Source organism: Variovorax paradoxus (assembly GCF_000834655.1).
Taxonomy (GTDB): Bacteria; Pseudomonadota; Gammaproteobacteria; order Burkholderiales; family Burkholderiaceae_C; genus Variovorax; species Variovorax paradoxus_F.
In genome coordinates this window covers 1-21,795 of the sequence record NZ_JXQQ01000031.1, presented here as the reverse complement: position 1 = coordinate 21,795, position 21,795 = coordinate 1, and the positions used below count along the sequence as shown (strand labels likewise).

General features: G+C 66.7%; 27 protein-coding genes. 17 read left to right on the top strand and 10 right to left on the bottom strand.

Annotated features, from left to right (window positions below; genetic code table 11):
- Positions 1-27 precede the first annotated feature (27 nt).
- The 9 genes from aspS to RT97_RS14920 all read left to right on the top strand — a co-directional run bounded on the left by aspS (position 28) and on the right by RT97_RS14920 (position 7,035).
- The gene (gene aspS, locus RT97_RS14960) at positions 28-1,833 is read left to right on the top strand and encodes an aspartate--tRNA ligase (protein ID WP_042579584.1); all 1,806 of its coding nucleotides are present in this window, start codon (positions 28-30) and stop codon (positions 1,831-1,833) included.
- A 7-nt stretch (positions 1,834-1,840) separates the two neighbouring features.
- A complete protein-coding gene (gene nudB, locus RT97_RS14955; RefSeq protein WP_042579583.1) occupies positions 1,841-2,314 on the top strand; it encodes a dihydroneopterin triphosphate diphosphatase in 474 nt (157 codons plus the stop codon).
- A complete protein-coding gene (locus RT97_RS14950; protein WP_042579582.1) occupies positions 2,311-3,078 on the top strand; it encodes an endonuclease/exonuclease/phosphatase family protein in 768 nt (255 codons plus the stop codon). The genes nudB and RT97_RS14950 overlap by 4 nt, the downstream gene beginning before the upstream one ends.
- A gap of 73 nt (positions 3,079-3,151) precedes the next feature.
- The gene (folE, locus tag RT97_RS14945; protein ID WP_042579581.1) at positions 3,152-3,883 is read left to right on the top strand and encodes a GTP cyclohydrolase I; all 732 of its coding nucleotides are present in this window, start codon (positions 3,152-3,154) and stop codon (positions 3,881-3,883) included.
- Between the two features lie 2 nt (positions 3,884-3,885).
- Positions 3,886-4,308 carry a BLUF domain-containing protein gene (locus RT97_RS14940; protein ID WP_042579580.1) on the top strand — a complete coding sequence of 141 codons (423 nt, stop codon included), beginning with the start codon at positions 3,886-3,888 and terminating at the stop codon, positions 4,306-4,308.
- 91 nt (positions 4,309-4,399) lie between these two features.
- Positions 4,400-5,281 carry an EamA family transporter gene (locus RT97_RS14935; RefSeq protein ID WP_042579579.1) on the top strand — a complete coding sequence of 294 codons (882 nt, stop codon included), beginning with the start codon at positions 4,400-4,402 and terminating at the stop codon, positions 5,279-5,281.
- A 4-nt stretch (positions 5,282-5,285) separates the two neighbouring features.
- A complete protein-coding gene (locus RT97_RS14930; protein ID WP_042579578.1) occupies positions 5,286-6,110 on the top strand; it encodes a DUF429 domain-containing protein in 825 nt (274 codons plus the stop codon).
- A 121-nt stretch (positions 6,111-6,231) separates the two neighbouring features.
- Positions 6,232-6,429, top strand: coding sequence for a CsbD family protein (locus RT97_RS14925; protein WP_042579577.1), 198 nt, complete (start codon positions 6,232-6,234; stop codon positions 6,427-6,429).
- Positions 6,430-6,516: 87 nt separating this feature from the next.
- Positions 6,517-7,035: a BON domain-containing protein gene (locus tag RT97_RS14920; protein ID WP_042579576.1), complete on the top strand. Its 519-nt coding sequence runs from the start codon at positions 6,517-6,519 to the stop codon at positions 7,033-7,035.
- A gap of 85 nt (positions 7,036-7,120) precedes the next feature.
- On the opposite strand, the gene RT97_RS14915 is transcribed toward RT97_RS14920, so the two are convergent.
- The 6 genes from RT97_RS14915 to RT97_RS14890 form a co-directional block, all read right to left on the bottom strand.
- Positions 7,121-7,681 carry a ferritin-like domain-containing protein gene (locus tag RT97_RS14915; RefSeq protein WP_042579575.1) on the bottom strand — a complete coding sequence of 187 codons (561 nt, stop codon included), beginning with the start codon at positions 7,679-7,681 and terminating at the stop codon, positions 7,121-7,123.
- Positions 7,678-8,181: a hypothetical protein gene (locus RT97_RS14910; protein ID WP_042579574.1), complete on the bottom strand. Its 504-nt coding sequence runs from the start codon at positions 8,179-8,181 to the stop codon at positions 7,678-7,680. The genes RT97_RS14915 and RT97_RS14910 overlap by 4 nt, the downstream gene beginning before the upstream one ends.
- The gene (locus RT97_RS14905) at positions 8,168-8,551 is read right to left on the bottom strand and encodes a phage holin family protein (RefSeq protein WP_042579573.1); all 384 of its coding nucleotides are present in this window, start codon (positions 8,549-8,551) and stop codon (positions 8,168-8,170) included. Before RT97_RS14905 ends, RT97_RS14910 begins: the two co-directional genes overlap by 14 nt.
- Before the next feature lie 38 nt (positions 8,552-8,589).
- Positions 8,590-8,967: a hypothetical protein gene (locus RT97_RS14900; RefSeq protein WP_042579572.1), complete on the bottom strand. Its 378-nt coding sequence runs from the start codon at positions 8,965-8,967 to the stop codon at positions 8,590-8,592.
- Positions 8,968-9,024: 57 nt separating this feature from the next.
- Entirely contained in the window at positions 9,025-9,189 is a 165-nt protein-coding gene (locus RT97_RS32515; protein WP_013543146.1) for a DUF1328 domain-containing protein, read from the bottom strand.
- A 208-nt stretch (positions 9,190-9,397) separates the two neighbouring features.
- Positions 9,398-10,717, bottom strand: coding sequence for a CHASE3 domain-containing protein (locus RT97_RS14890; RefSeq protein WP_042579571.1), 1,320 nt, complete (start codon positions 10,715-10,717; stop codon positions 9,398-9,400).
- 130 nt (positions 10,718-10,847) lie between these two features.
- Between RT97_RS14890 and RT97_RS14885 the strand changes: the two genes are divergently transcribed.
- Positions 10,848-11,480, top strand: a complete 633-nt coding sequence (locus RT97_RS14885) for a response regulator (protein WP_007837167.1) — start codon at positions 10,848-10,850, stop codon at positions 11,478-11,480.
- A 7-nt stretch (positions 11,481-11,487) separates the two neighbouring features.
- On the opposite strand, the gene RT97_RS14880 is transcribed toward RT97_RS14885, so the two are convergent.
- Positions 11,488-11,898 (bottom strand): response regulator, encoded by a 411-nt coding sequence (locus tag RT97_RS14880; RefSeq protein ID WP_042579570.1) that lies wholly within the window; start codon positions 11,896-11,898, stop codon positions 11,488-11,490.
- A 238-nt stretch (positions 11,899-12,136) separates the two neighbouring features.
- Here RT97_RS14880 and RT97_RS14875 point away from each other — a divergent pair, with 238 nt between their 5' ends.
- Positions 12,137-14,149 carry an AsmA family protein gene (locus RT97_RS14875; RefSeq protein ID WP_042579569.1) on the top strand — a complete coding sequence of 671 codons (2,013 nt, stop codon included), beginning with the start codon at positions 12,137-12,139 and terminating at the stop codon, positions 14,147-14,149.
- Here RT97_RS14875 and RT97_RS14870 read toward each other — a convergent pair.
- From RT97_RS14870 to gpmA, 3 genes are all read right to left on the bottom strand, one after another.
- Positions 14,146-14,922, bottom strand: a complete 777-nt coding sequence (locus tag RT97_RS14870; protein ID WP_042579568.1) for a HesA/MoeB/ThiF family protein — start codon at positions 14,920-14,922, stop codon at positions 14,146-14,148. The two genes, RT97_RS14875 and RT97_RS14870, sit on opposite strands and share 4 nt — an antisense overlap.
- Positions 14,923-14,989: 67 nt before the next feature.
- Positions 14,990-16,432, bottom strand: coding sequence for a S41 family peptidase (locus tag RT97_RS14865; RefSeq protein ID WP_042579601.1), 1,443 nt, complete (start codon positions 16,430-16,432; stop codon positions 14,990-14,992).
- A gap of 106 nt (positions 16,433-16,538) precedes the next feature.
- Positions 16,539-17,282 carry a 2,3-diphosphoglycerate-dependent phosphoglycerate mutase gene (gpmA, locus tag RT97_RS14860; RefSeq protein ID WP_042579567.1) on the bottom strand — a complete coding sequence of 248 codons (744 nt, stop codon included), beginning with the start codon at positions 17,280-17,282 and terminating at the stop codon, positions 16,539-16,541.
- Between the two features lie 105 nt (positions 17,283-17,387).
- Between gpmA and RT97_RS14855 the strand changes: the two genes are divergently transcribed.
- The 6 genes from RT97_RS14855 (at position 17,388) to nadA (ending at position 21,720) form a co-directional block, all read left to right on the top strand.
- Positions 17,388-17,771: a rhodanese-like domain-containing protein gene (locus RT97_RS14855; RefSeq protein ID WP_437184100.1), complete on the top strand. Its 384-nt coding sequence runs from the start codon at positions 17,388-17,390 to the stop codon at positions 17,769-17,771.
- A gap of 21 nt (positions 17,772-17,792) precedes the next feature.
- A complete protein-coding gene (grxC, locus tag RT97_RS14850; protein WP_042579566.1) occupies positions 17,793-18,053 on the top strand; it encodes a glutaredoxin 3 in 261 nt (86 codons plus the stop codon).
- A gap of 118 nt (positions 18,054-18,171) precedes the next feature.
- Positions 18,172-18,636: a protein-export chaperone SecB gene (secB, locus tag RT97_RS14845; RefSeq protein WP_042579565.1), complete on the top strand. Its 465-nt coding sequence runs from the start codon at positions 18,172-18,174 to the stop codon at positions 18,634-18,636.
- 25 nt (positions 18,637-18,661) lie between these two features.
- Positions 18,662-19,696: an NAD(P)H-dependent glycerol-3-phosphate dehydrogenase gene (locus RT97_RS14840; RefSeq protein ID WP_042579564.1), complete on the top strand. Its 1,035-nt coding sequence runs from the start codon at positions 18,662-18,664 to the stop codon at positions 19,694-19,696.
- Positions 19,697-19,716: 20 nt separating this feature from the next.
- Positions 19,717-20,595, top strand: coding sequence for a carboxylating nicotinate-nucleotide diphosphorylase (gene nadC, locus RT97_RS14835; protein ID WP_042579563.1), 879 nt, complete (start codon positions 19,717-19,719; stop codon positions 20,593-20,595).
- A gap of 6 nt (positions 20,596-20,601) precedes the next feature.
- Positions 20,602-21,720 carry a quinolinate synthase NadA gene (nadA, locus tag RT97_RS14830; protein WP_042579562.1) on the top strand — a complete coding sequence of 373 codons (1,119 nt, stop codon included), beginning with the start codon at positions 20,602-20,604 and terminating at the stop codon, positions 21,718-21,720.
- Positions 21,721-21,795: the final 75 nt, after the last annotated feature.

Here is a 21,795-nt window from a genome sequence, read left to right as displayed (position 1 = left end):
GCCACGACGGCGCCGGAAGTCATCTCCATGGCCATGCGTACTCACTATTGCGGTCTCGTGACCGAAGCCCTGATGGGCCAGACCGTCACCCTTTGCGGCTGGGTCAACCGTCGCCGCGACCACGGCGGCGTGATCTTCATCGACGTGCGCGACCGCGAAGGTTATGTGCAGGTCGTGTGTGATCCCGATCGCGCTTCCACCTTTGCCGTTGCCGAGAACCTGCGCAACGAGTTCTGCGTGCAGATCACCGGCCTCGTGCGCGCGCGCCCCGAAGGCACGACCAACGATAGCCTCAAGAGCGGCAAGATCGAAGTGCTGTGCCACGAGCTCAAGGTGCTCAACCCGTCGGTCACGCCGCCGTTCCTGCTGGACGACGACAATCTCTCGGAAACCACCCGCCTCACGCACCGTGTGCTCGACCTGCGCCGCCCGGCCATGCAGCGCAACATGATGCTGCGCTACAAGGTGACGATGGAAACGCGCAAGTTCCTCGATGCCAACGGCTTCATCGACATCGAGACGCCGATGCTGGGCAAGTCCACGCCCGAAGGCGCGCGCGACTACCTCGTGCCCAGCCGCGTGCACGACGGCAGCTTCTTCGCGCTGCCGCAGTCGCCCCAGCTCTTCAAGCAGCTCTTGATGGTGGCCGGCTACGACCGCTACTACCAGATCGTGAAGTGCTTCCGCGACGAAGACCTGCGCGCCGACCGCCAGCCCGAATTCACGCAGATCGACATCGAGACCTCGTTCCTCGCCGAAGAAGAAATCCGCGAGATGTTCGAAGGGATGATCCGCAACGTGTTCCGCAACGCCGCGGGCATCGACCTGCCGGTGTTCCCGACCATGACGTATGGCGACGCGATGTTCAAGTACGGCTCGGACAAGCCCGACCTGCGCGTGAAGCTCGAATTCACCGAACTCACCGAGCTCATGAAGCGCGTCGAATTCAAGGTGTTCTCGAACGCCGCGACGATGGTGGGCGGCCGTGTCGTGGCACTGCGCGTGCCGGGCGGCGGTGCCGAGGGCGGCATGTCGCGCGGTGAAATCGACGCGTACCAGGAATTCGTCAAGATCTACGGCGCCAAGGGCCTGGCCTACATCAAGGTCAACGACGCAGCCGCCGGCCGCGAAGGCCTGCAAAGCCCGATCGTGAAGAACCTGGACGACAACACGCTGGCCGAGATCATCGCCCGCACGGGTGCGCGCAACGGCGACATCCTGTTCTTCGGCGCCGACAAGGAAAAGGTCGTCAACGACGCCATCGGCGCGCTGCGCGTGAAGATCGGCCACAGCGCCTTCGGCAAGAAGGCGGGCCTGTTCGACGACCGCTGGGCGCCGCTCTGGGTGGTCGACTTCCCGATGTTCGAGTTCGACGAGGAAGGCCAGCGCTGGAGCGCCGTGCACCATCCGTTCACCGCACCGAAGGACGGCCATGAAGACCTCATGGACACCGCACCCGAGAAGTGCATCGCCAAGGCTTACGACATGGTGCTCAACGGCATCGAGATGGGCGGCGGATCGGTCCGTATCCACCGCGAGGAAGTGCAGAGCAAGGTATTCCGCGCGCTGAAGATCAGCGCCGAGGACGCGCAACTGAAGTTCGGCTTCCTGCTGGACGCGCTGCAATACGGCGCCCCGCCGCACGGCGGCATCGCCATCGGGCTGGACCGCCTGGTCATGCTGATGACCGGCGCCGAGTCGATCCGCGACGTGATCGCCTTCCCCAAGACCCAGCGCGCGCAAGACCTGCTGACGCAGGCGCCGAGCCCGGTCGACGAGAAGCAGCTGCGCGAACTGCACATCAAGCTGCGCAACACGCCCCAAGCCGCCTGATACGGCCATGACGACCAGCCCCCGGCCCTGGAAGATCCCGGAGTCGGTGCTGGTCGTGATCCACACGCCGGCGCTCGATGTGCTCCTGATCCGGCGCGCCGATGCCAACGACTTCTGGCAGTCGGTCACCGGCAGCAAGGATGCGATCGACGAGCCGCTCGCGCTCACCGCCGCGCGCGAGGTGTCAGAGGAAACCGGCATCGAATGCGGTGAGGGCACCGCGCTGGCCTCGCAGCTGGTCGACTGGCAGCTGCGCAACATCTACGAGATCTACCCGGGCTGGCGCGCGCGCTACGAGCCCGGCGTCACGTACAACACCGAGCACCTGTTCGGCCTTTGCGTGCCCGGACTTCTCACGCCCCGGCTCGATCCGCGCGAACACACCGACTGGAAATGGCTGCCGTACCGCGAGGCGGCCGATGCGTGTTTTTCCCCGTCGAACGCCGAAGCCATTCTGTTGCTGCCAGAATTTGTGCGATGAACCAGCCGGCAGCATCAGCAGCGCACAACCTCCGGGTCGCGACCTACAACATCCACAAGGGTGTGCAGGGCATCGGGCCCGCCCGGCGCCTGGAGATCCATAACCTCGGCCACGCCATCGAGCAGCTCGACGCCGACATCATCTGCCTGCAAGAGGTGCGCAAGATGAACCGGCAGGCTGCCGCCCGCTTCGCGCGCTGGCCCGAGCTGCCGCAGGCGGACTTCCTCGCGCCCGAGGGCTACACCGCGGTCTACGAGACCAACGCCGTCACGCGCCACGGCGAGCACGGCAATGCGCTGCTCACGCGCTGGCCCGTGATCCGCACCGGCCACCAGGACATCTCCGACCACCGCTTCGAGCAGCGCGGGCTGCTGCACGTCGTGATCGATGTCGAAGGCCAGCCGGTGCACGCCATCGTGGTGCACCTGGGCCTCATCAAGGGCAGCCGCGTGCGGCAGATCGCGCGCCTGCGCGAGTTCATCGACCGCGAAGTGCCGGCCGGCGAAGCCGTGGTGGTGGCCGGCGATTTCAACGACTGGGGCGCGCGCATGCGCTACGCCATGAACGCGATGGGCCTGCGCGACGCCAGCGACCTGCGCGGCCCCCGCACGCTCACCTACCCGTCGCGCCTTCCGGTGGCGCAGCTCGATTTCGTCTACGGCCGCAAGCTCGAACCGATTTCGTGCACGGTGCCGCGCGGTCCGATCTGGGCCCGCATGTCCGATCACCTCCCGCTGGTAGCTGACTTCACGCTACCTAATTGATAGCAGTGCTCCGAGAAGGGACGGGCGCTGCAGCCCGAATGTCCTGGAGCCATTCACTGGTACGATCCCCGCCATGCTGAGGAAAACCGACGTCGAACCGCTCCCCGATCGAAAAGACGATGACGAGGGCACGCCCGTCTCCGTCAAGATCCGCGAGCGCCTGAATGCAGCGCGAAAGCGCTTCAACGCCAACGACAACATCGCCGAGTTCATCGAGCCGGGCGAACTGGAATCGCTGCTCGACGAGGTCGAGGTCAAGATGAAGGCCGTGCTCGAGAGCCTCGTCATCGACGTGGCGAACGACCACAACACCGACAACACCGCGCGCCGCGTCGCCAAGATGTACCTCAACGAGGTGTTCCGCGGCCGCTACGTGCCGCCGCCCGCGCTCACCGAATTCCCCAATGCCGAGCACCTGAACGAGCTGATGATCGTCGGCCCGATCACCGTGCGCAGCGCCTGCTCGCATCACTTCTGCCCGATCATCGGCAAGCTCTGGATCGGCGTGATGCCCAACGAGCACACCAACGTGATCGGCCTGTCGAAGTACGCGCGCCTGGCCGAATGGGTCATGGGCCGACCGCAGATCCAGGAGGAGGCCGTGGTGCAGCTGGCCGACCTGATCCAGGAAAAGACGCAGCCCGACGGCCTTGCGCTCGTCATGGAGGCCGAACACTTCTGCATGGCATGGCGCGGCGTGAAGGAAATGGACAGCAAGATGATCAACTCCGTGATGCGCGGCGTGTTCCTCAAGGACCCGAGCCTGCGCCGCGAATTCCTTTCCCTGTTGCCCAGAAAGAGCTGAACATGCTGGTCCGTCTTCTCTACGCGAGCCGCGCCGTCGACACCAGCCCCGCGGCCATCGAGGCGATCCTCACGAAGTCGCGCACGCACAACCCGGCCTGCGGCATCACCGGCATCCTCTGCTACGGCGCCGGCACCTTCCTGCAGGCCATCGAGGGCGGGCGGGACGCCATCAGCGATCTCTACGGGCACATCCAGCGCGATGCGCGCCATAAAGACGTGGTGCTGCTGCACTACGAGGAAATCTCCGAGCGCCGTTTCGGCGGCTGGACGATGGGGCAGGTCAACCTCTCGAAGCTCAACGCCTCGACGCTGCTGAAGTATTCCGAGAAGCCCGAGCTCGACCCGTACAAGGTCTCGGGCAAGGTCTCGCTGGCGCTGCTCGAAGAACTGATGGCCACCGCCGCCATCGTCGGCCGCCACTAGGCACGTGACCCCCACGCCCGGTACTTCGTGTCCTTTCTGCCCCCCTGGGGGGCCGGGCGGCCCGGCGGCGCACGGTCTCGCGTAGCTCGGGGTGCCGCTCTCCGCCTTTGCGCTGATCCTGCTGGCCGGGGTCATCCACGCCGGCTGGAACATCGCCGCCAAGAAGGCGAACGGCGACGTGCGCTTCAGCTTCCAGACGAGCGTGTTCAACATGCTCATCTGGGCGCCCGTGGGCGTCACGCTGGGCTGGAACGTGGTGCCGGGCTGGGGCTTGACGGAATGGGGCTTCGTCGCGCTCAGCGGCGTGCTGCACATCTTCTATTTCATCGTGCTGCTGCGCGGCTATCGCAGGTCCGACCTGACGGTGGTCTATCCGCTGGCGCGCGGCTCGGGGCCGCTCCTGTCGTCGCTCGCGGCGGTTCTGTTCCTGGGCGAGCGGATCAGCGCGATCGGCGTGGCGGGCATCGCCGGCGTCGTGGGCGGCGTGTTCCTGGTCGCCGGCGGCCCCAAGCTGTGGCGCAAGGCGCATGACCCGGTGCAGCGCGAGCGGGTGCTCAAGGGCGTTCGCTACGGCGTGCTGACCGGCGGCTTCATCGCGGCCTACACGGTGGCCGACAGCTATGCGGTCAAGTTCCTGGCGATGTCGCCGATCCTGCTCGACTACTTCGGCAATCTCGTGCGCATGGTGTTGCTCGCGCCGGTGGCGCTGAAGGACCGCGCGACCACCGCGCGCATGTGGCGCGCGCAATGGAAATACGCGCTGCTGGTGGCCGCGGTGAGCCCGGTGTCCTATGTGCTCGTGCTGTACGCGGTGCAGCAGGCGCCGATCTCGCACGTCGCGCCGGCGCGCGAGGTGTCGATGCTGTTCGCCGCGCTGATCGGCGGGCATCTGCTGCGCGAAGGCGACCGGCTGCTGCGGCTGCTGGGTGCGCTCTTCATCGCCGCCGGCGTCGTGGCGCTGGCGCTGGGCTGACGCCATGCTTTTCGGCTGCGATTTTTCGAGCGCGCCGACCCGGCGCAAGCCTATCGTGGTGGCCATCGGCGAGACAGCCGTTGGCACGGGGACCGTCACGCTGACCAGCCTGGAGCGCTTCGCGACGCTCGAGGCCTGGGGCCTGTGGCTGCGCGAGACGCCCGCCTGGGTCGGCGGGTTCGACTTTCCGTTCAGCCTGCCGCGCGAACTGGTCGAGCACTTGCAGTGGCCGCTCGAATGGGCGCCGCTGATGGCGCACTACGCGAGCCTGAGTCGCGCAGAGATCCGCGACACCTTCGCCGCGTTCTGCGCCGCGCGGCCGGTCGGCGGCAAATTCGCACACCGGGCGGCCGATGGGCCTGCGGGGTCGAGCCCGTCGATGAAGTGGGTCAATCCGCCGGTCGCCTTCATGCTGCATGCCGGCGTGCCGCCGCTGCTGGCCGCCGATGCCAGCTTGCCGGGCCTGCACGTGGGCATCCACAAGGACCGCATTGCGCTGGAAGCCTACCCGGGCCTGGTGGCGCGCGAGCTGATCGGCCGCCGCAGCTACAAGAGCGACGACTTGATGAAGCAGACGCCCGAGCGCCTCGCGGCCCGCAGCGACCTGCTCGCCGCGCTCCAGGCGGGCGCGACGCGGCTCGGGTTGCGGCTCCGGCTCAGCGCCCTGCAGCAGGCCGAATTGCTGGCGGACGCCCGCGGCGACCACATCGACGCGGTGCTGTGCCTCATGCAGGCGGCCTGGGGCCTGGAGCGGGCCGCGAGTCCCGGGCCCGGCTATGGATTGCCGGTGCAATTCGATCCGCTTGAAGGATGGATCGTCACGGCTTGAGCCTTGTTGTCCTACACCGCTTCGGGGCTCCGGCGACGTCCCGCGCCGCGGGGTGGCGACTAGATTGAAATGAGTGGGCCATACCGGTCCACGCATCTCACCTACACAGGAAGGAAGCGACATGAACAAGGATCAAGTGGCAGGCCGCGTCGAAGAGGCCAAGGGCAAGGTCAAGGAAGTGACTGGCAAGGTCGTCGGCAACGAAAAGCTCCAGGGCGAAGGCGTTGCCGACCAGGCCGCCGGCAAGGTGCAAAAGACCTACGGCGACGTGAAGGAAAAGGCCAAGGACGCCATCAAGTCGGGCGCCGACAAGCTGTGACCGACCCCGGTTGCGCCGCGAGCACCGCGAGGGGCGCAACCCTTTTCTCGTTCCATTTCCATGCGAACGATTGACTGGAGGATTCCAATGAACAAACCCCAACAACCCATCGCCATGCCGTCTTCGCGCGCATGGCTGGCCGTGCTGGTGGCCGGCGCCGCGCTTACGCTGGCTGCCTGCGACAAGTCGGACAACCGCACGGCCGGCGAAAAGCTGGACAGCGCGGTCGCCAAGACCGAGCAAGCGGCCGAAACCGCCGCCGCGAAGACCGGGGAAGCCGTCAAGGACGCCAAGGCGAAGGTCGATGCCTCCGGTACCACCTCCGAGGTGAAGGACGGCATGGCCAACGTGAAGGAAGCCGCCAAGGACGCTGGTGCCGCAGTGAGCGCGACAGTGGACGACGCCGCCATCACCGCGTCGGTGTCCGCGGGCCTGGCAAAGGATCCGGACCTGAGCGCGATCAAGATCAACGTCGACACCAAGGGTGGCGCCGTGAGCCTGAAGGGCCCCGCACCGACGGCGGCCGCCAAGGCCCGCGCCGAGGAAATCGCCAAGGGCGTGCAGGGCGTCACCTCGGTGAGCAACGAACTCGAAGTGAAGAGCTGATCGTTCCGCTCCGCCCCAACGGAAAAAGCCCGGTTCGTCCGGGCTTTTTCATGAGCGGGCCACTGGGGCCCAGGTGCCTGGCCGGTCAGTGACCGAGCCAGTCCTTCAATTCGTCGGCGTGTTCTTCCTCGTCGGAAAGAATGTCCTCGAGCATGCGGCGGGTGGTCGGGTCCTTGTCGCCAATCAGGACGATCATCTGGCGGTACGACTCCACTGCGATGCGCTCGGCGACCAGGTTGGCGCGCACCATGGCCTGCAGGTCGGTCGATTCGTCGTAGCCGGCGTGGCTGCGCTCGAGCAGGTGGCCGGGTGCGAAGTCGGGCTCGCCGCCCAGTTGCACGATGCGCTCGGCAATGCGATCGGCGTGGGCCGCTTCCTCGTTGGCGTGCACCATGAATTCTTCGGCGATCTTGGGCGAGGCGACGCCGTTGGCGGTGAAGTAGTGGCGCTTGTAGCGCAGCACGCACACCAGTTCGGTGGCGAGCGCGTCATTCAGCAGCTTGACGACGTCGTCGCGCCATGGCCCGTAGCTGGGCGTCACTGCGCCTTCGTCCAGGCTCTTGCCTGCAGCGTCGATGGCGCTCTGGTCCAGCACCAGGTGCTGGTGGGATTCCGCTGCGTTGGCGGTGGAAGCATCGGCTTTCATGGAGGGTCCTTTCGTGGGGGGCTTGAGTTCTTTTGCATCAACGTGTTGACAACGTCAGCCACGTCGGATGTCTTGAGCACCGCTGCCAGCACGGCAGTGACCGACAGCAGCCGCCACGGCTTCACGAGCACCAGCAATGCGCCGGTGGCCGCAGCCGCAGCCATGAGCTTGGCCGGCTCCGTGCGCGCGTAATGTTCGAGCACGGGACGGGCGAGCTGGCCCGCGGCGTGGGCAGGGTGGCGGCGCCACCAGCGCTGCGCCACGTTGCGCGCCACGGATACCCAGACGTTGCCCCCGCCAGGCCGCCGGGGGTCGTCGCCCGGCCCGGTCGAGGCGTCGTGGTGCGCGTATTCGAGGTCGTCGTCGGATTCAGACGCGAGGTAGTGCGGTTCCTGGTCGTGGCGCACGTCTTCGCCGCCATGGAGTTGCCGTACCAAGGCGCGGCGCGAAATGGCCAAGCGCTGCTGCGGGGTCAGCGCGGGACGTTCAGCGTGCGTCATGGTCTGCTCCGGCAGCGCGAAGGGCCTGCAGGTCGGCCTCCAGTTGCGAGCGAAGGTCTTCGAAACCGTGGCTCGGGCTGGGGCGCGTCGCATACCAGCCGCAAATGGCGGCGATCACCACAGCAGCGCCGGGCACTGCGACCAGCACCCAATGAAAGCTGCCGTGGAGCACGCCGAGCAGCACGGCCACGCCGATCAGCCCGAGGGCGAGCATGACGCTGGCGGCTGCCAGCACCCCCGCGATGATTCGGGCGACGAGGCCACGCCCCGCCTGCGCAGATTCCTGGCGGACGAGGGCGGCGTAGTTGGCGAGGTGTTCAGCGACGAGGTCCGGATGCCCGAGCACCGTGGAGAAAATCGGATGAAGCATGGTGCCGGGGATCGAGGGAACGGAAAAAGCTCAGCGGATCAGTAGTCGTCCCGGCTGCGGCGGCTGGCCAGCACAATGAGCGCCGTGATGGCGGCGCCGGCGGCAGCAGCCAGCAGCACCGAGCGGACGGGCTGGTCGGAGATGTAGCGGCCCGTCACGTCGGCGGCGGCTTCGAGGCGGCGCTGCGCACGCGCGCTCGTGGTCGATGCGGCATCCAGGCCACGTTGAACGGCTTGCTGCACGCGGGCAGCGAGCTGCTCGACGGCAGGCTCGGCATCGCGGCGCAGTTCGCGGACCTTTTCGCCCGCCGCATTCACCGCGTTCTGAGCGTAAGCGCGGGTCGATTCGACCGCATCGTTGGCGGTCTGGCGTGCGTCGTCGGCGAGTTGCGAGGCAGTCTTGTTGGTCGTGTTCATGTGAAAGTCCTTTCCGGGGGAAGATGAAATGCGGGGAGCCTGTTGATCGTAACTACGCTACTTGCGTCGTAGCAAGCCGGCCAGGAAGCTCGCGATGGCGAGCACGGCGAAGATCACGAAAAGAATCTTGGCGATCCCGACTGCACTGGCTGCAATCCCACCGAAGCCGAACAATGCGGCAATGAGTGCGATGACCAGAAACACCACGGCGTAATGCAACATGTGGAACTCCTTCGAGGCTGCCCTCGTTGTTTTGAGAACGGCACATCCGGTCTTCGTTCGGAAGCGTCGGATGGCACATGAGCAACATTAAGTGGGGGGCCTGCGGCACCCTGTCAGCGACCGGGGGCGGGGAGCGTAGGAGACGACCGAGTCCAGCCGCGCTGGGGTGTGACGCAATGCCGCGGATGCAGTTTCGCGGGACCGGCGCTCAGGCAGGTTTGACCACGGGCAGCATCGCGCTCAGGCGCGTGCCCCTGCCGGGCGTCGAGGAAATCGTGAGCTTGCCGCGCGCCGCCTCGACCCGGTGGCGCATGCCCGCGAGCCCGTGCGTGGAGGGCCGCATGCGCTGCGTGTCGAAGCCCTTGCCGTTGTCCGAGACCTCCACGATCACGTGGTTCTCGTAGTTCTTCATCACGATCGTCGCCTCGCCGGCCTCGGCGTACTTGCCGATGTTGGTCAGGCTCTCCTGCACCATGCGGTAGATCGTGAGCTGCCGCGACTCGTCCAGCGTCACGGGCTCCAGTGCCATCTCGACCTGGAGCCCCGAGCGCTCGGCGAACTCGCGCCCCAGGATTTCCAGCGAGGCAACGAGCCCGAGGTTGGAGAGCGAAGAGGGGCGCAGGTCCTCGATGATGCGGCGCTTGAGCGCGATGCCGCTGTTGAGCAGATCGGTCAGATGCTGCAGCCGCTGGATGGCGTCGGGCGAGTCCGCCAGCCGCGACTTCAGGCGCGCCACGTCCAGCTTGGCGGCGGTGAGCAGCGAACCGAGTTCATCGTGCAGTTCGCGCGCGAGATACCCGCGTTCGCTTTCCCGCACGTCCTGCAGGTGGGTGGCCAGCTCGGCGAGCGAGGCGGTGCGTTCGCGCACCTCGTCTTCGAGCGCGTTGCGTTCCCGCTGCAGCGCCTCCTGCTGGCGCTCGCCGATGGAGCGCAGGGCGTGGGTCTGCCGCAGGTAGAGGAAGAAGGCGATGAGCGCCGCGAGCGCCACGATGCCCGTGCCGATGCGCGCGAGCTGCAGCGAGCGGAGCACCTGCACCTGGCCCTCGTGCAGGGTCTTGTTGCTCAGGTTGATCAACTGCAGGGCGGTGGCGCGGATGGCGTCCATTTCTTCCCGCCCGACGTCGGTCGTGATGACGAATTTCCAGGCGTCTTCCTTCCCGTCCTGGCGCAGCCGCACGCTCATGTCCATTTCGGCCACCTTGCGCAGCACATGCTTGGAAAGCTCGCCGATCTGGGCGAGTTCGGCCGGACGCTCGGCGTACAGCTGCCGCAGGGTCGCCAGATTGCCGTCGACCTGCTTGATCGCCATGTCGTAGGGCTGCCGGTAGCTGGCCTCGCCCGTCAGCAGGTAGCCCCGCTGGCCGGTTTCGGCGTCGAGCATGTTCTGCAGGATCTGATTGACCACCCCGCGCCCCTTCTGCGCCTCGTCGATGTCAGCCAGGGAACGGGTGGACTGGCGAAAGCCGGCCTCGTTGATGCCGATCAGGGCCAGCGCGGCCAGTGCCGCAAGCAGCAGGCTCAAGGCCATTCGAGGGGGGGCTAACCAGTGCATGAAACTTTCAGGGCTGCGTTCGGCGCAAGTTCGTGAATAATTGACAACATTCAGGGACCGGCATGTTGCGGCCTAGAAGCGCGCAACACAACGACGAAAGTAACAGATGATCAAAATTGGAATTGTGGACGACCACGCCATCGTGCGATCGGGGCTCCGGCAGTTCTTCTCCGAGCACGTGGACCTCCGTGTGGCGGGCGAGGCAGCCAGCGGGCGCGAAGCCATCGAGCTCGTACGCACCACCGAACTCGACGTGCTGGTGATGGATCTTTCCATGCCCGGCCAGAGCGGTATCGACGCGCTCGCCATGATCCGCGCCAAGGCGCCGGACGTCGGGATCCTGATCCTGAGCGGCTATCCGGAAGAGCACTACGCGATGAACCTGATCCGCCAGGGCGCGAGCGGGTACCTGAACAAGGAATGCGATCCGATCGAGATCGTGAACGCCATCCGCACCATCTCGCTGGGCCGCCGCTACATCACGCCCGCCGTCGCCGAACTGCTCGCGCGCCAGCTGGACCGCAAGGACGACGCCGCGCCGCACGAGCAGCTCTCGGAGCGCGAGTTCCAAGTGTTCCTGAAGCTGGCCAAGGGCGAGACCGCGGGCGACATCGCCAAGACGCTGTCGCTGTCGGTCAAGACGGTGAGCACCTACCGCACGCGGCTGATGGAGAAGATGAATCTTTCTTCCAACAGCGACCTGACCTACTACGCGCTGAAGAACAAGCTCATCGATTGATGAAGGGCTAGGCCCCGGGCCCGGCGGGCGAGGAGCGCAATGCCTTCGCCTGCTGCATGCAGAAATCGACCAGCGCGTCGATTTCGTTAGACTTGTCGAACACCGCATCGACGCCGAATTCGGCGCAGCGGCGCCGGATGTCCGGCGTTGCGTAGTTGCTGAGCACCACCACCCTCTGGGCCGGCTTGCGAGACATGCAGGCCTGCAGCACGCCCAGGCCGCTCCCCTGCTTGAGGAAAAGATCGACGATGGCAAGGTCCCATCGGTTGGCGGGGTCGAGCAGCCATGCGCGTGCATGGGCCTCGGTCTCGGCAAAACCGATGACCGACGCGCAAGTGAGTTCTTCCAGGGTACCAATGAGGTTTTCACGGATCGTGAGGTTGTCTTCGACGACGTATGTCTGCAATCTGGAGTCCATGCCGAACCGCGCTTCCTCTCACGTTGGCGGGATGCATCCCTGATGGTCCCGCTATCGGAATGCATGTATGTGGACCTTGAGGCTTCGCCGCAGCGCATCATGCAAGGTTCATGGGCCGCACGTTGTAGGCGGGTTCCGACGACTCTGCCGGCGGCACCTCGTCCGTAGGCAATACCGCACGGTCGGTGCGGTCCGTTGCCGACCTCCGAAGTGCTTGAAGAGGGTTATCCAGCTAAACATGGCTACGAACATTCTTGGCTCCCGCCCGCTGTGGCAAAAATTGCTGGCGTCGCTCGTGCTGCTGTTCGTCGCCTTGCTGATCGTCCTCATGTTCTTTCCGTGGGACGTGCTGCGCGAGCCGATCAACCGCTACGTGAGCGAGAAGACCGGCCGCAAGTTCGAGATCACCCGTCGGCTCGACGTGGACCTGGGGTGGCGCTCCGCCACCGTGAAGTTCGACGGCATCGAGTTCGCCAACCCGTCATGGGCACGCGATCCTTACCTTGTGAAGGCGGACCGCGCCGAGTTCGACATCCGGATCTGGCCGCTGGTTGCGAGCAACATCGTCATTCCGCGCCTGGCGCTTTTCTCGCCCACGCTGGGGCTGCAGATGGAGCAGGACGGCCGCCGAACCTGGGCGTTCGGCAAGGACACCTCCGACGCGGGCACGGTGCCGAGCATCGGCCTCATGCAGATCGACAGCGGTGCCATCGACTTTCTCGCCAAGCACCTGGGCGTCGACCTGCATGCCGACGTGAACTACGACACGAGCCTGGGCTCGATGCCCCTCAGCTTTCGCATCAAGGGCCGCTACAAGGGGCAGCCGCTCACGGCGGACGGCCGCACCGGCAACGTGTTGCAGATCAACGCAGCGGGCGCACCGCCCTTCCCGCTGGAAATCGACGCGGCAGCCGGCCAGACCAAGCTGAAGGCCTCCGGAACCGTCGCAGAACTCGCCGGGCTCGACGGCATCGACGCGAAGTTCCAGCTCAAGGGCCAGACGCTGGGCGCGCTGTTCCCGCTGCTGGGCATCGCGCTGCCGCAAACCTCGCCCTACGCGTTGAGCGGCGACCTGAGCAAGCGCGGGACGCTCTGGCAGGTGGCCGGGCTCAAGGGCAAGCTGGGCCTGTCCGACATTGCCGGGGACATGAAGTTCGACCAGGCCCCGCAGGTGCCGCACCTGGTCGGCGACCTGCGCTCGAAGGTGATGGACATGGACGACCTCGGCCCGCTCATCGGCCTGCCGCCTACGGCACGATCGGCCAGCGCGGTCGAAGGCGTCGCGCCGCCGCCGAGCATCACCCAGGTCAAGCGCCCCGCGGGCGCCAAGGTGCTGCCGACGGCGCCGCTTGATTTCGAGCGCCTGCGCGCCATGAATGCCGACGTCAAATACACGGCCGACCGCATCAAGAACGTGCGCGAGATCCCGCTCGACCGCGGCAGTGTGCAGGTGAAGCTGAAGGACGGCGTGCTCACGCTGGACCCGCTCGACCTGGGCGTGGGCGGCGGCAAGCTGGCCGGCGCGATCCGCATCGATGCGTCCAAGAATCCGGCGGACATTCGCGCCTCGCTCGACCTGCGCGGCATGCAGCTCGCGCGCCTGTTCCCCAAGCTGGAAACCACCGGCAACAGCGTCGGCCGCCTCGACGGACGGCTCAACCTCTCGGGCTCCGGCAACTCGGTGGCCACGTGGCTCGGCGGGTCGTCGGGCGACGTGGCGGTGCTGGCGGGACGGGGCCAGTTCGGCAACCTGCTGCCCGTGTTCGCGACGCTGGTGGGCGGGGACATCATCAAGTTTCTGCTGCGCGGCGACCGCAATGTCGAGTTGCGCTGCGCAGCCGTGGCGTTCGACGTCAACAAGGGCCTGATGACCGGGCGCACGCTCGTGGTCGACACGACCAACGCGGTCTTCACCGCGACCGGGCAAGCCAGCCTGGCCAATGAGACGCTCGATTTCATCGTGCGGCCGGAGCCCAAGTCGAAGAACATCCTTTCGCTGCGCACGCCGCTGGTCGTCGGCGGCACCTTCGGGGCTCCGTCGGGTGGCGTCGAGGTGGCGCCATTGGCGGGCCGCGGCTTGGCTGCGCTCGCGCTCGGTGCGATCAATCCGCTGCTGGCGCTGGCGGCGACCATCGAAACCGGGCCGGGGCAGGACGCCGATTGCAAGGACGTGGTGTCGGAGGCCAACAAGCCGTCTCCGGGTGCCGCGGCCCAGGGCGCAGCCAGGGCCAAAGGCGCGAAGCAGCCTTAAACGCCGAGAGACTGTGGCGTCGTCGTGCGCTGCGCGCAGACGCTGCAGTGCGGATCGCGGGCCACGCGCAGGGTGTCGAAACTGGTGCTGAGCCCATCGAACATCAACAGCTTTCCGGCGAGCGAAGGTCCGATGCCCGCGAGCAGCTTCAAGGTCTCGCTGGCCTGCAGCGTGCCGATGGTCCCGACCACGGGACCGAACACACCCAGCACCGCGCAACGCGTCTCCTCGAAGGCCGCATCGGGCGGGAAGAGGCAGGCGTAGCAGGGGGATGCCGCGTCGCGGGTGTCGTACACGCTCAACTGGCCGTCGAAACGGATGGCGGCACCCGCCACCAGCGGCTTGCGGTGCGCCACGCAGGCGCGGTTGACCGCATGGCGCGTGGCGAAGTTGTCGCAGCAATCGATCACCACGTCGGCCGCCGCGACGAGGCGCGAAAGCAGGGCTTCGTCGGCACGCAGGGCATGCGTCTCGATGGCGATGCCGGGGTTGATGTCGCGCATCGCCTCTGCGGCCGATTCGACCTTCGGGCTGCCTACGCGGGCGTTCGTGTGGGCGACCTGGCGCTGGAGGTTGGTGAGGTCGACCTCGTCGTCGTCGACCAGCGTGACGTGCCCGACACCGGCAGCGGCCAGGTAGAGCGCTACGGGCGAGCCCAAGCCGCCGGCGCCGATGACCAGTGCGCGGCCGGCACTGACGCGCGCCTGGCCGTCGATGCCGAACTCTTCCAGGAGGATGTGGCGCGAGTAGCGCAGCAGGTCATGATCGTCCATGCGCGCGCGAATGAAAAAACCGTCGCCGGCGCGAGCCGCACCTTGACTGCGGCTCGGTCACCGGCTTTTAGTTTTCCTTCTTCTCGTCCTTGTTCTCGACAATGATCTGCGTCTTGCTCACGAGCACAGGCTGGCCCTTGAGGCGGTTGAGCGCCTGCACCAGCGGGAAGTCCTTGTCGGTACCGAACTCGGGCGCCTTGCGGTCCTGAGGCGGCTTCTTGGCTTCTTCCTCAAGGCGCTTGCGGGCTTCGTCGCGGGCCTTTTCGCGTTCAGGGTCCTTGGTTTCCGGACCTTGGCCGCTGGCCAGGTGTTTCTCGAGGTCGGCCTCGCGCATGCGCAGGGCGGCGAACGGGCTGCCCTCGGCGCTTTCGTCGACCAGCACGTTGGGCACGATGCCCTTGGCCTGGATCGACGTGCCGCTGGGCGTGTAGTAGCGCGCCGTGGTGATCTTCAGGCCCGTGTCGGGGCCGAGCGGGCGCACGGTCTGCACCGAGCCCTTGCCGAAGGTCTGGCTGCCCATGACGATCGCGCGCTTGTGGTCCTGCAATGCGCCTGCCACGATTTCGCTGGCGGAGGCCGAGCCTTCGTTCACCAGCACCACCAGCGGCACGCTCTTGAGCGCCGCCGGCAGGTTGCGCAGCGGGTCGCTGCCGGAGCGGCGTTGGTAGAACTCCGGCGCCGCCTTGTAGATCGACTTGCTCTCGGCCAGCTGGCCGTCGGTGGTCACCACCGTCACGTTTTCGGGGAGGAAGGCAGAAGACACCGCCACCGCCGCATCGAGCAGGCCGCCCGGGTCGTTGCGCAGGTCGAGCACCAGGCCCTTCAGGTTCGGGTCTTCCTTGTACAGGTCTTCGACCTTCTTCACGAAGTCGTCGACCGTGCGCTCCTGGAACTGGGACAGGCGGATCCAGCCGTAGCCCGGCTCCATGATCTTGCCGCGCACCGACTGGGTACGGATCTCTTCACGCGTGATCGTGACCGGGAAGGTGCGGCTCTCGTCCTTGCGGAAGATGGTAAGGAGCACCTTGGTGTTGGCCTCGCCGCGCATGCGCTTGACGGCTTCGTTGAGCGAGAGGCCCCGCACGGCCGTGTCGTCGATCTTGGTGATCAGGTCGTTGGGCTTGAGGCCCGCACGGAAGGCCGGCGAGCCTTCGATGGGCGAAACCACCTTGATGAGCCCGTCTTCCTGGGAAATCTCGATGCCGACGCCGACGAAGCGGCCGGTGGTGCCTTCCCTGAATTCCTTGAAGGACTTCTTGTCGAAGTACTGGGAATGCGGGTCGAGCCCGGCGACCATGCCGGAGATGGCGTCGGAAATGAGCTTCTTCTCGTCGACCGGCTCGACATAGTCGCTCTTGACCATGCCGAACACGGCAGCGAGCTGCTGCAATTCCTCGAGCGGGAGCGGCGCAAGCGATCCGCGTGCGACCGTCTGCAGGGAGACGGTGGTCAGGACGCCAGCTACGGCGCCGGCGGCGACCCAGCCGGTGATCTTCAGTTTCTGGCCCATCATGAGTGGTTGTCCTTGTCGGCGGCTGTCGAACCAATATACACAGCTTGGAAGCAATTTGTTTGCCGGGGTTCCACGGGGGACCGGCACGCGGGGTTTTCTTTTTTCAGCCCTTGCCTTGCGAAGCCACCGCGGCGGCGGCCTTTTCGGCGGCCGCTGCATCGCCCAGGTAATAGTGGCGCAGGGGCTTCAGGTCGTCGTCCAGTTCGTAGACCAGCGGAATCCCGTTGGGGATGTTCAACCCGACGATGGCGTCGTCAGAGATGCCGTCCAGGTACTTCACCAGCGCCCGGATCGAGTTGCCGTGGGCGGCCACGACCAGGCGGCGCCCGGTGCGGATGGCCGGCGCCATCGATTCGTTCCAAAACGGCAGCACGCGCGCCACCGTGTCCTTGAGGCACTCGGTCAGTGGGATCTGCTCGGGCGAGAGCTTGGCGTAGCGCACGTCGCCGCGCTCGCTGCGCGGATCGTCCGCTTCCAGCGGCGGCGGGGGGGTGCTGTAGCTGCGGCGCCAGACCAGCACCTGCTCGTCGCCGTATTTCTTGGCGGTTTCGGCCTTGTTCAGGCCCTGCAGGCCGCCGTAGTGGCGCTCGTTCAGGCGCCACGAGTGCACCACCGGCAGCCAGGTGCGGTCGAGCTCGTCCAGCGTGTGCCAGAGCGTGCGGGTGGCGCGCTTCAGGACGCTGGTGTAGGCCACGTCGAAGTCGTAGCCCTCGGCCTTGAGCAGCCGGCCGGCCTGCTTGGCCTGTTCCACGCCGGTTTCGGTCAGGTCGACGTCGGTCCAACCGGTGAAGCGGTTTTCGAGGTTCCAGGTCGATTCGCCATGGCGGATCAGTACCAGTTTGTGCATGTGGGAGGCCTTTGGAAGCGCTTGGGAAAACCAGCATTCTAAAATCCCGGGTTTGCCATCCAAGGAACCCCCGTGAAATTGATCGAATTCGTCACCGCGAACTGGATGCTGATCCTGATCGCACTCAGCTCGGGCGGCATGCTGGCCTGGCCGCTGATCCGGGGTTCTGGCGGCGGGACGCTCACGGCCCAGGGCGCCGTGCAGCTCATCAATCGCGAACGCGCCGTGCTGGTCGACGTGCGCGAACCCGAAGAATTCGCCACCGGCCACATGATCGGCGCCAAGAACGTGCCCCTGAACCAGCTCGACGAGAAGCTCGCCAGCACGGTCAAGAACAAGAACGTGCCGCTTCTCCTGGTGTGCGCCACCGGCGCCCGCGCCCAGCGCGCCGTGACCATGGCCAAGAAACTCGGCTACGAGCAGGCCCAAGCGGTCGCCGGCGGGCTCAAGGCCTGGAAAGAGGCTAACCTGCCTGTTGAAAAAGCCTGAAACTTCCCCGAGATACAGCGTATGCAAGCCGTCAAGATGTACACCACCGCCGTCTGCCCCTACTGCATACGCGCCAAGCAAATCCTCAAGTCCAAGGGCGTCGAGCAGATCGAAGAGATCCGCATCGACAGCGACCCGGAGGCCCGCAACACCATGATGGAAATCACCCAGCGCCGCACGGTGCCGCAGATCTTCATCGGCGACACCCACGTGGGCGGCTGCGACGACCTGATGGCCCTGGACAGCCGCGGCGGCCTGGTCCCGCTGCTTCAGGGCGCCTGAAACACAAAGCGCCCGGAACCGTCTTGTGACCGGGCGATAATCGCCTGCTCATCCATCTGCAGCCCGCTGCGGGAACCTCTCCCCGGCGGGCATTGTTTTGATCCTCGAAAGTTCAGCCATGGCCGACCAGCAAGCCCAAGATCCCGTGTTCCAGATCCAGCGCGTCTACCTCAAGGACCTGTCGCTCGAACAACCCAATTCGCCCGCGATCCTGCTGGAGCAGGAACAACCCACCGTCGACATCCAGCTCGGCGTGGACGCCCAGCCCGTGGCCGAAGGCATCTTCGAGATCACCGTCTCGGCCACCGTGCAGACCAAGATCCAGGACAAGACCGTGTTCCTGGTCGAAGCCAAGCAAGCCGGCATCTTCGAGATCCGCAACCTGCCCGAAGACCAGATGGGCGCCATCCTGGGCATCGCCTGCCCGCAGATCGTCTACCCGTACCTGCGCGGCAACGTGGCCGACGTGATCCAGCGCGGCGGCTTCCCGCCCGTGCACCTGGCCGAAATCAACTTCCAGGCGATGTACGAGCAGCAGCAGGCAAACGCCGCCGGCCAGCCTGCACCGACCCTCGCGCAGTAAGCCTGCGCAAACGCCGCCAACGCCGATGAAGATCTGCGTTCATGGCGCCGGGGCCTGGGGCACGGCAGTGGCCGTCAATGCCGCGGCCCGCCACGAGGTCACGCTCTGGGCGCGCGATGCCGCCCAGGCCGATGCCATTTCGAAGGCGCGCGAGAACACCCGCTACCTGCCAGGGCTGGCGTTGCCGGCCTCGCTCGCCGTGCGCGCGGGCGATATCGGACAGGCGCATGCCGGCGCCGATCTCGTCATCGTGGCCACGCCCATGTCCGCCTTGCGCGAACAGCTCGTCGCGCTGCGCGGCTGCACCGCGCCGGTGGCCTGGCTTTGCAAGGGCGTCGAGCCCGCGCTCGATGCCACCTCCTTTGGCCTGCTCGCCCACGAAATCTGGGCGCAGGTTGCTCCCGATTTGATAGCGGGCGTGCTCAGTGGCCCGAGCTTTGCGCAAGAAGTCGCCGAAGGCCGACCGACCGCACTCGTCGCGGCCAGCCCGCATGCGGCGGTTCGCGATGCGCTCGTCGATGCTTTCCACGGACCGGCCCTGCGCGTCTACGCCAACGAGGACATCGTCGGCGTCGAGGTCGGCGGCGCGGTCAAGAACGTGCTGGCCATCGCCACCGGACTGTGCGATGGGCTCGCGCTCGGGCTCAACGCCCGCGCTGCGCTCATCACCCGGGGCCTGGCCGAAATGACCCGCTTCGGCCTTGCGCTCGGCGCCCGCGCCGAGACCTTCATGGGCCTCTCGGGCCTGGGCGATCTCGTGCTGACTTCCACTGGCGACCTGTCGCGCAACCGCAAGGTCGGCCTGCTGCTGGCCCAGGGCCGCACGCTCGCGCAGGCGGTCGATTCGCTGGGCCACGTCGCTGAAGGCGTGTACTGCGCGCGCACCGTGGTGCAGCGCGCCCGGGGGCTGGGCATCGAGATGCCCATTGCAGAGGGCGTGGTCGCGCTGCTCGACGGCCGCGTGAGTCCGAAGGACGCCGTCGCCGCGCTCACGGGCCGCGACCCCGTGCCGGAATCGGTTCCGTCCGGCGCGACGGCATCCCCTCGTCAATCTTCCTGAAAACGCAGAGACAAAGCGCCATGAGCCTTCGCTTCGATTTTTCAGCGTCGGCCGTGGCCGCGCTGGCCCTCTCCGATGCCACCCGGGCATTGCAGGAAGACGTCGCCGATGGCGACCTCACCGCCTCGCTGGTCGATCCCGCCCGCAAGGCCCGCGCCCATGTGCTGGCGCGTGAAGCCGCCGTGGTGTGCGGCGCGCCCTGGGTCGAGACGACGATCAGGCAGCTCGATCCCGAGGCCCGCATCACCTGGCTCTGCGCCGAAGGCGAACGCTGCGCCGCCGACCAGACCGTGCTGGAAATCGAGGGCACCGCACGCGCACTGCTGACGGCCGAGCGCACGGCGCTCAACTTCCTGCAATTGCTGAGCGCGGTCGCCACCAAGACCGCGCTGTACGCTGACGCCGTCGAGGGCACGCGCGCCCGCATCGTCGACACCCGCAAGACGCTGCCGGGCCTTCGCCTCGCGCAGAAGTACGCGGTGCGCACCGGTGGCGGCGTGAACCACCGCATCGGCCTCTACGACGCAGTGCTCATCAAAGAAAACCACATCGCCGCGGCCGGCGGTGTCGCCGCGGCGCTGCGTGCGGTGGCGCCGGTGGCTTCGCAGGCGGCCTTCATCGAGGTCGAGGTCGAAACGCTGGCCCAGTTGCGCGAGGCGCTCGGCGCCGGCGCGCGCATGGTGCTGCTCGACAACATGGACCTGCCCACGCTGCGCGAGGCCGTCCGCATCAACGACGAGGCGGGCGAGGGCGACAAGGCCGTGCTGGAGATCTCGGGCGGCGTCACGCTCGAGGGCCTGCGCGCCCTGGCCGAGACCGGTGTCGACCGTATCTCGGTCGGTGCGCTGACGAAAGACGTCAAGGCCATCGATTTCTCGATGCGTTTCCAGGAAAGCTGATCCGCCATGTCGTCCCCGGTCATCGACGTCGACTACGAGCAGCCCGCCGCGAAGGCCGGCGCCGCCTGCGACACCCGCCACGCCTGGGCGCGCGTACCTGCCGAGCCCTCGCCGGACCAGCGCATCGCGCTGAAGGAGCGCATCCGCCGCCTGCTGCAGGAGCGCAACGCAGTGATGGTGTCGCATTTCTACGTGCATCCCGACCTGCAGGACCTGGCCGATGAAACCGGCGGCATCGTGAGCGATTCGCTCGAGATGGCGCGCTTCGGCCGCGACCACGCCGCCACCACGCTGGTGGTTTCGGGCGTGCGCTTCATGGGCGAGACCTCCAAGATCCTGTCGCCCGAAAAGCGCGTGTTGATGCCCGACCTGGACGCGAACTGCTCGCTCGACCTGGGCTGCCCGGTCGACGAATTCAGCGCTTTCTGCGACCAGCATCCCGACCGCACCGTGGTCGTCTACGCCAACACCAGCGCCGCCGTGAAGGCGCGCGCCGACTGGCTCGTTACATCGAGCTGCGCGCTCGACGTGGTGGGCGCGCTGCATGCGCAAGGTCGCAAGATCCTCTGGGGCCCCGACCGCCACCTGGGCGACTACATCCAGCGCCAGACCGGCGCGGACATGGTCAGCTGGAACGGCGCCTGCATCGTGCACGACGAGTTCAAGGCGCTCGAGCTGGAGCTGCTCATCAAGGCGCATCCATCGGCGAAGGTGCTGGTGCATCCGGAGTCGCCGGCCGATGTGATCGCGCTGGCGGATGCGGTCGGCTCGACCTCGGCGATCCTGAATGCCGCGCAGCGCATGGACGCCAAGGAATTCATCGTCGCCACCGACACTGGCATGCTGCACAAGCTGCGCACGCTGAACCCCGGAAAGACCTTCATCGAGGCGCCCACGGCCGGCAACGGCGGTACGTGCAAGAGTTGCGCGCATTGCCCTTGGATGGCGATGAATGGGCTGGTCGAACTGGCGAATGCGCTGGAGACGGGTGCGGGCGAAATCCACGTCGATCCGGCGCTGGGCCTGCGCGCCCGACTGCCGATCGACCGGATGCTGGCGTTCACCGCCGGCCTGAAGAACGGTCAGGCGCCTGGAAGCCTCGTCGCCGGCATCGGCGCGGCCTGATTCCGTATTTCTCCTTCCCCCGCTGGGGGAAGGTCGGGATGGGGGCGGGCAGAGCGCTCGATGGATACGCCGCTT

Coding starts and splice junctions, on each gene's coding strand:
- aspS (WP_042579584.1), top strand. CDS start 28: ATGGCCATGCGTACTCACTATTGCGGTCTCGTGACCGAAGCCCTGATG.
- nudB (WP_042579583.1), top strand. CDS start 1,841: ATGACGACCAGCCCCCGGCCCTGGAAGATCCCGGAGTCGGTGCTGGTC.
- RT97_RS14950 (WP_042579582.1), top strand. CDS start 2,311: ATGAACCAGCCGGCAGCATCAGCAGCGCACAACCTCCGGGTCGCGACC.
- folE (WP_042579581.1), top strand. CDS start 3,152: ATGCTGAGGAAAACCGACGTCGAACCGCTCCCCGATCGAAAAGACGAT.
- RT97_RS14940 (WP_042579580.1), top strand. CDS start 3,886: ATGCTGGTCCGTCTTCTCTACGCGAGCCGCGCCGTCGACACCAGCCCC.
- RT97_RS14930 (WP_042579578.1), top strand. CDS start 5,286: ATGCTTTTCGGCTGCGATTTTTCGAGCGCGCCGACCCGGCGCAAGCCT.
- RT97_RS14925 (WP_042579577.1), top strand. CDS start 6,232: ATGAACAAGGATCAAGTGGCAGGCCGCGTCGAAGAGGCCAAGGGCAAG.
- RT97_RS14920 (WP_042579576.1), top strand. CDS start 6,517: ATGAACAAACCCCAACAACCCATCGCCATGCCGTCTTCGCGCGCATGG.
- RT97_RS14915 (WP_042579575.1), bottom strand. CDS start 7,681: ATGAAAGCCGATGCTTCCACCGCCAACGCAGCGGAATCCCACCAGCAC.
- RT97_RS14910 (WP_042579574.1), bottom strand. CDS start 8,181: ATGACGCACGCTGAACGTCCCGCGCTGACCCCGCAGCAGCGCTTGGCC.
- RT97_RS14905 (WP_042579573.1), bottom strand. CDS start 8,551: ATGCTTCATCCGATTTTCTCCACGGTGCTCGGGCATCCGGACCTCGTC.
- RT97_RS14900 (WP_042579572.1), bottom strand. CDS start 8,967: ATGAACACGACCAACAAGACTGCCTCGCAACTCGCCGACGACGCACGC.
- RT97_RS32515 (WP_013543146.1), bottom strand. CDS start 9,189: ATGTTGCATTACGCCGTGGTGTTTCTGGTCATCGCACTCATTGCCGCA.
- RT97_RS14890 (WP_042579571.1), bottom strand. CDS start 10,717: ATGGCCTTGAGCCTGCTGCTTGCGGCACTGGCCGCGCTGGCCCTGATC.
- RT97_RS14885 (WP_007837167.1), top strand. CDS start 10,848: ATGATCAAAATTGGAATTGTGGACGACCACGCCATCGTGCGATCGGGG.
- RT97_RS14880 (WP_042579570.1), bottom strand. CDS start 11,898: ATGGACTCCAGATTGCAGACATACGTCGTCGAAGACAACCTCACGATC.
- RT97_RS14875 (WP_042579569.1), top strand. CDS start 12,137: ATGGCTACGAACATTCTTGGCTCCCGCCCGCTGTGGCAAAAATTGCTG.
- RT97_RS14870 (WP_042579568.1), bottom strand. CDS start 14,922: ATGGACGATCATGACCTGCTGCGCTACTCGCGCCACATCCTCCTGGAA.
- RT97_RS14865 (WP_042579601.1), bottom strand. CDS start 16,432: ATGGGCCAGAAACTGAAGATCACCGGCTGGGTCGCCGCCGGCGCCGTA.
- gpmA (WP_042579567.1), bottom strand. CDS start 17,282: ATGCACAAACTGGTACTGATCCGCCATGGCGAATCGACCTGGAACCTC.
- RT97_RS14855 (WP_437184100.1), top strand. CDS start 17,388: ATGCTGATCCTGATCGCACTCAGCTCGGGCGGCATGCTGGCCTGGCCG.
- grxC (WP_042579566.1), top strand. CDS start 17,793: ATGCAAGCCGTCAAGATGTACACCACCGCCGTCTGCCCCTACTGCATA.
- secB (WP_042579565.1), top strand. CDS start 18,172: ATGGCCGACCAGCAAGCCCAAGATCCCGTGTTCCAGATCCAGCGCGTC.
- RT97_RS14840 (WP_042579564.1), top strand. CDS start 18,662: ATGAAGATCTGCGTTCATGGCGCCGGGGCCTGGGGCACGGCAGTGGCC.
- nadC (WP_042579563.1), top strand. CDS start 19,717: ATGAGCCTTCGCTTCGATTTTTCAGCGTCGGCCGTGGCCGCGCTGGCC.
- nadA (WP_042579562.1), top strand. CDS start 20,602: ATGTCGTCCCCGGTCATCGACGTCGACTACGAGCAGCCCGCCGCGAAG.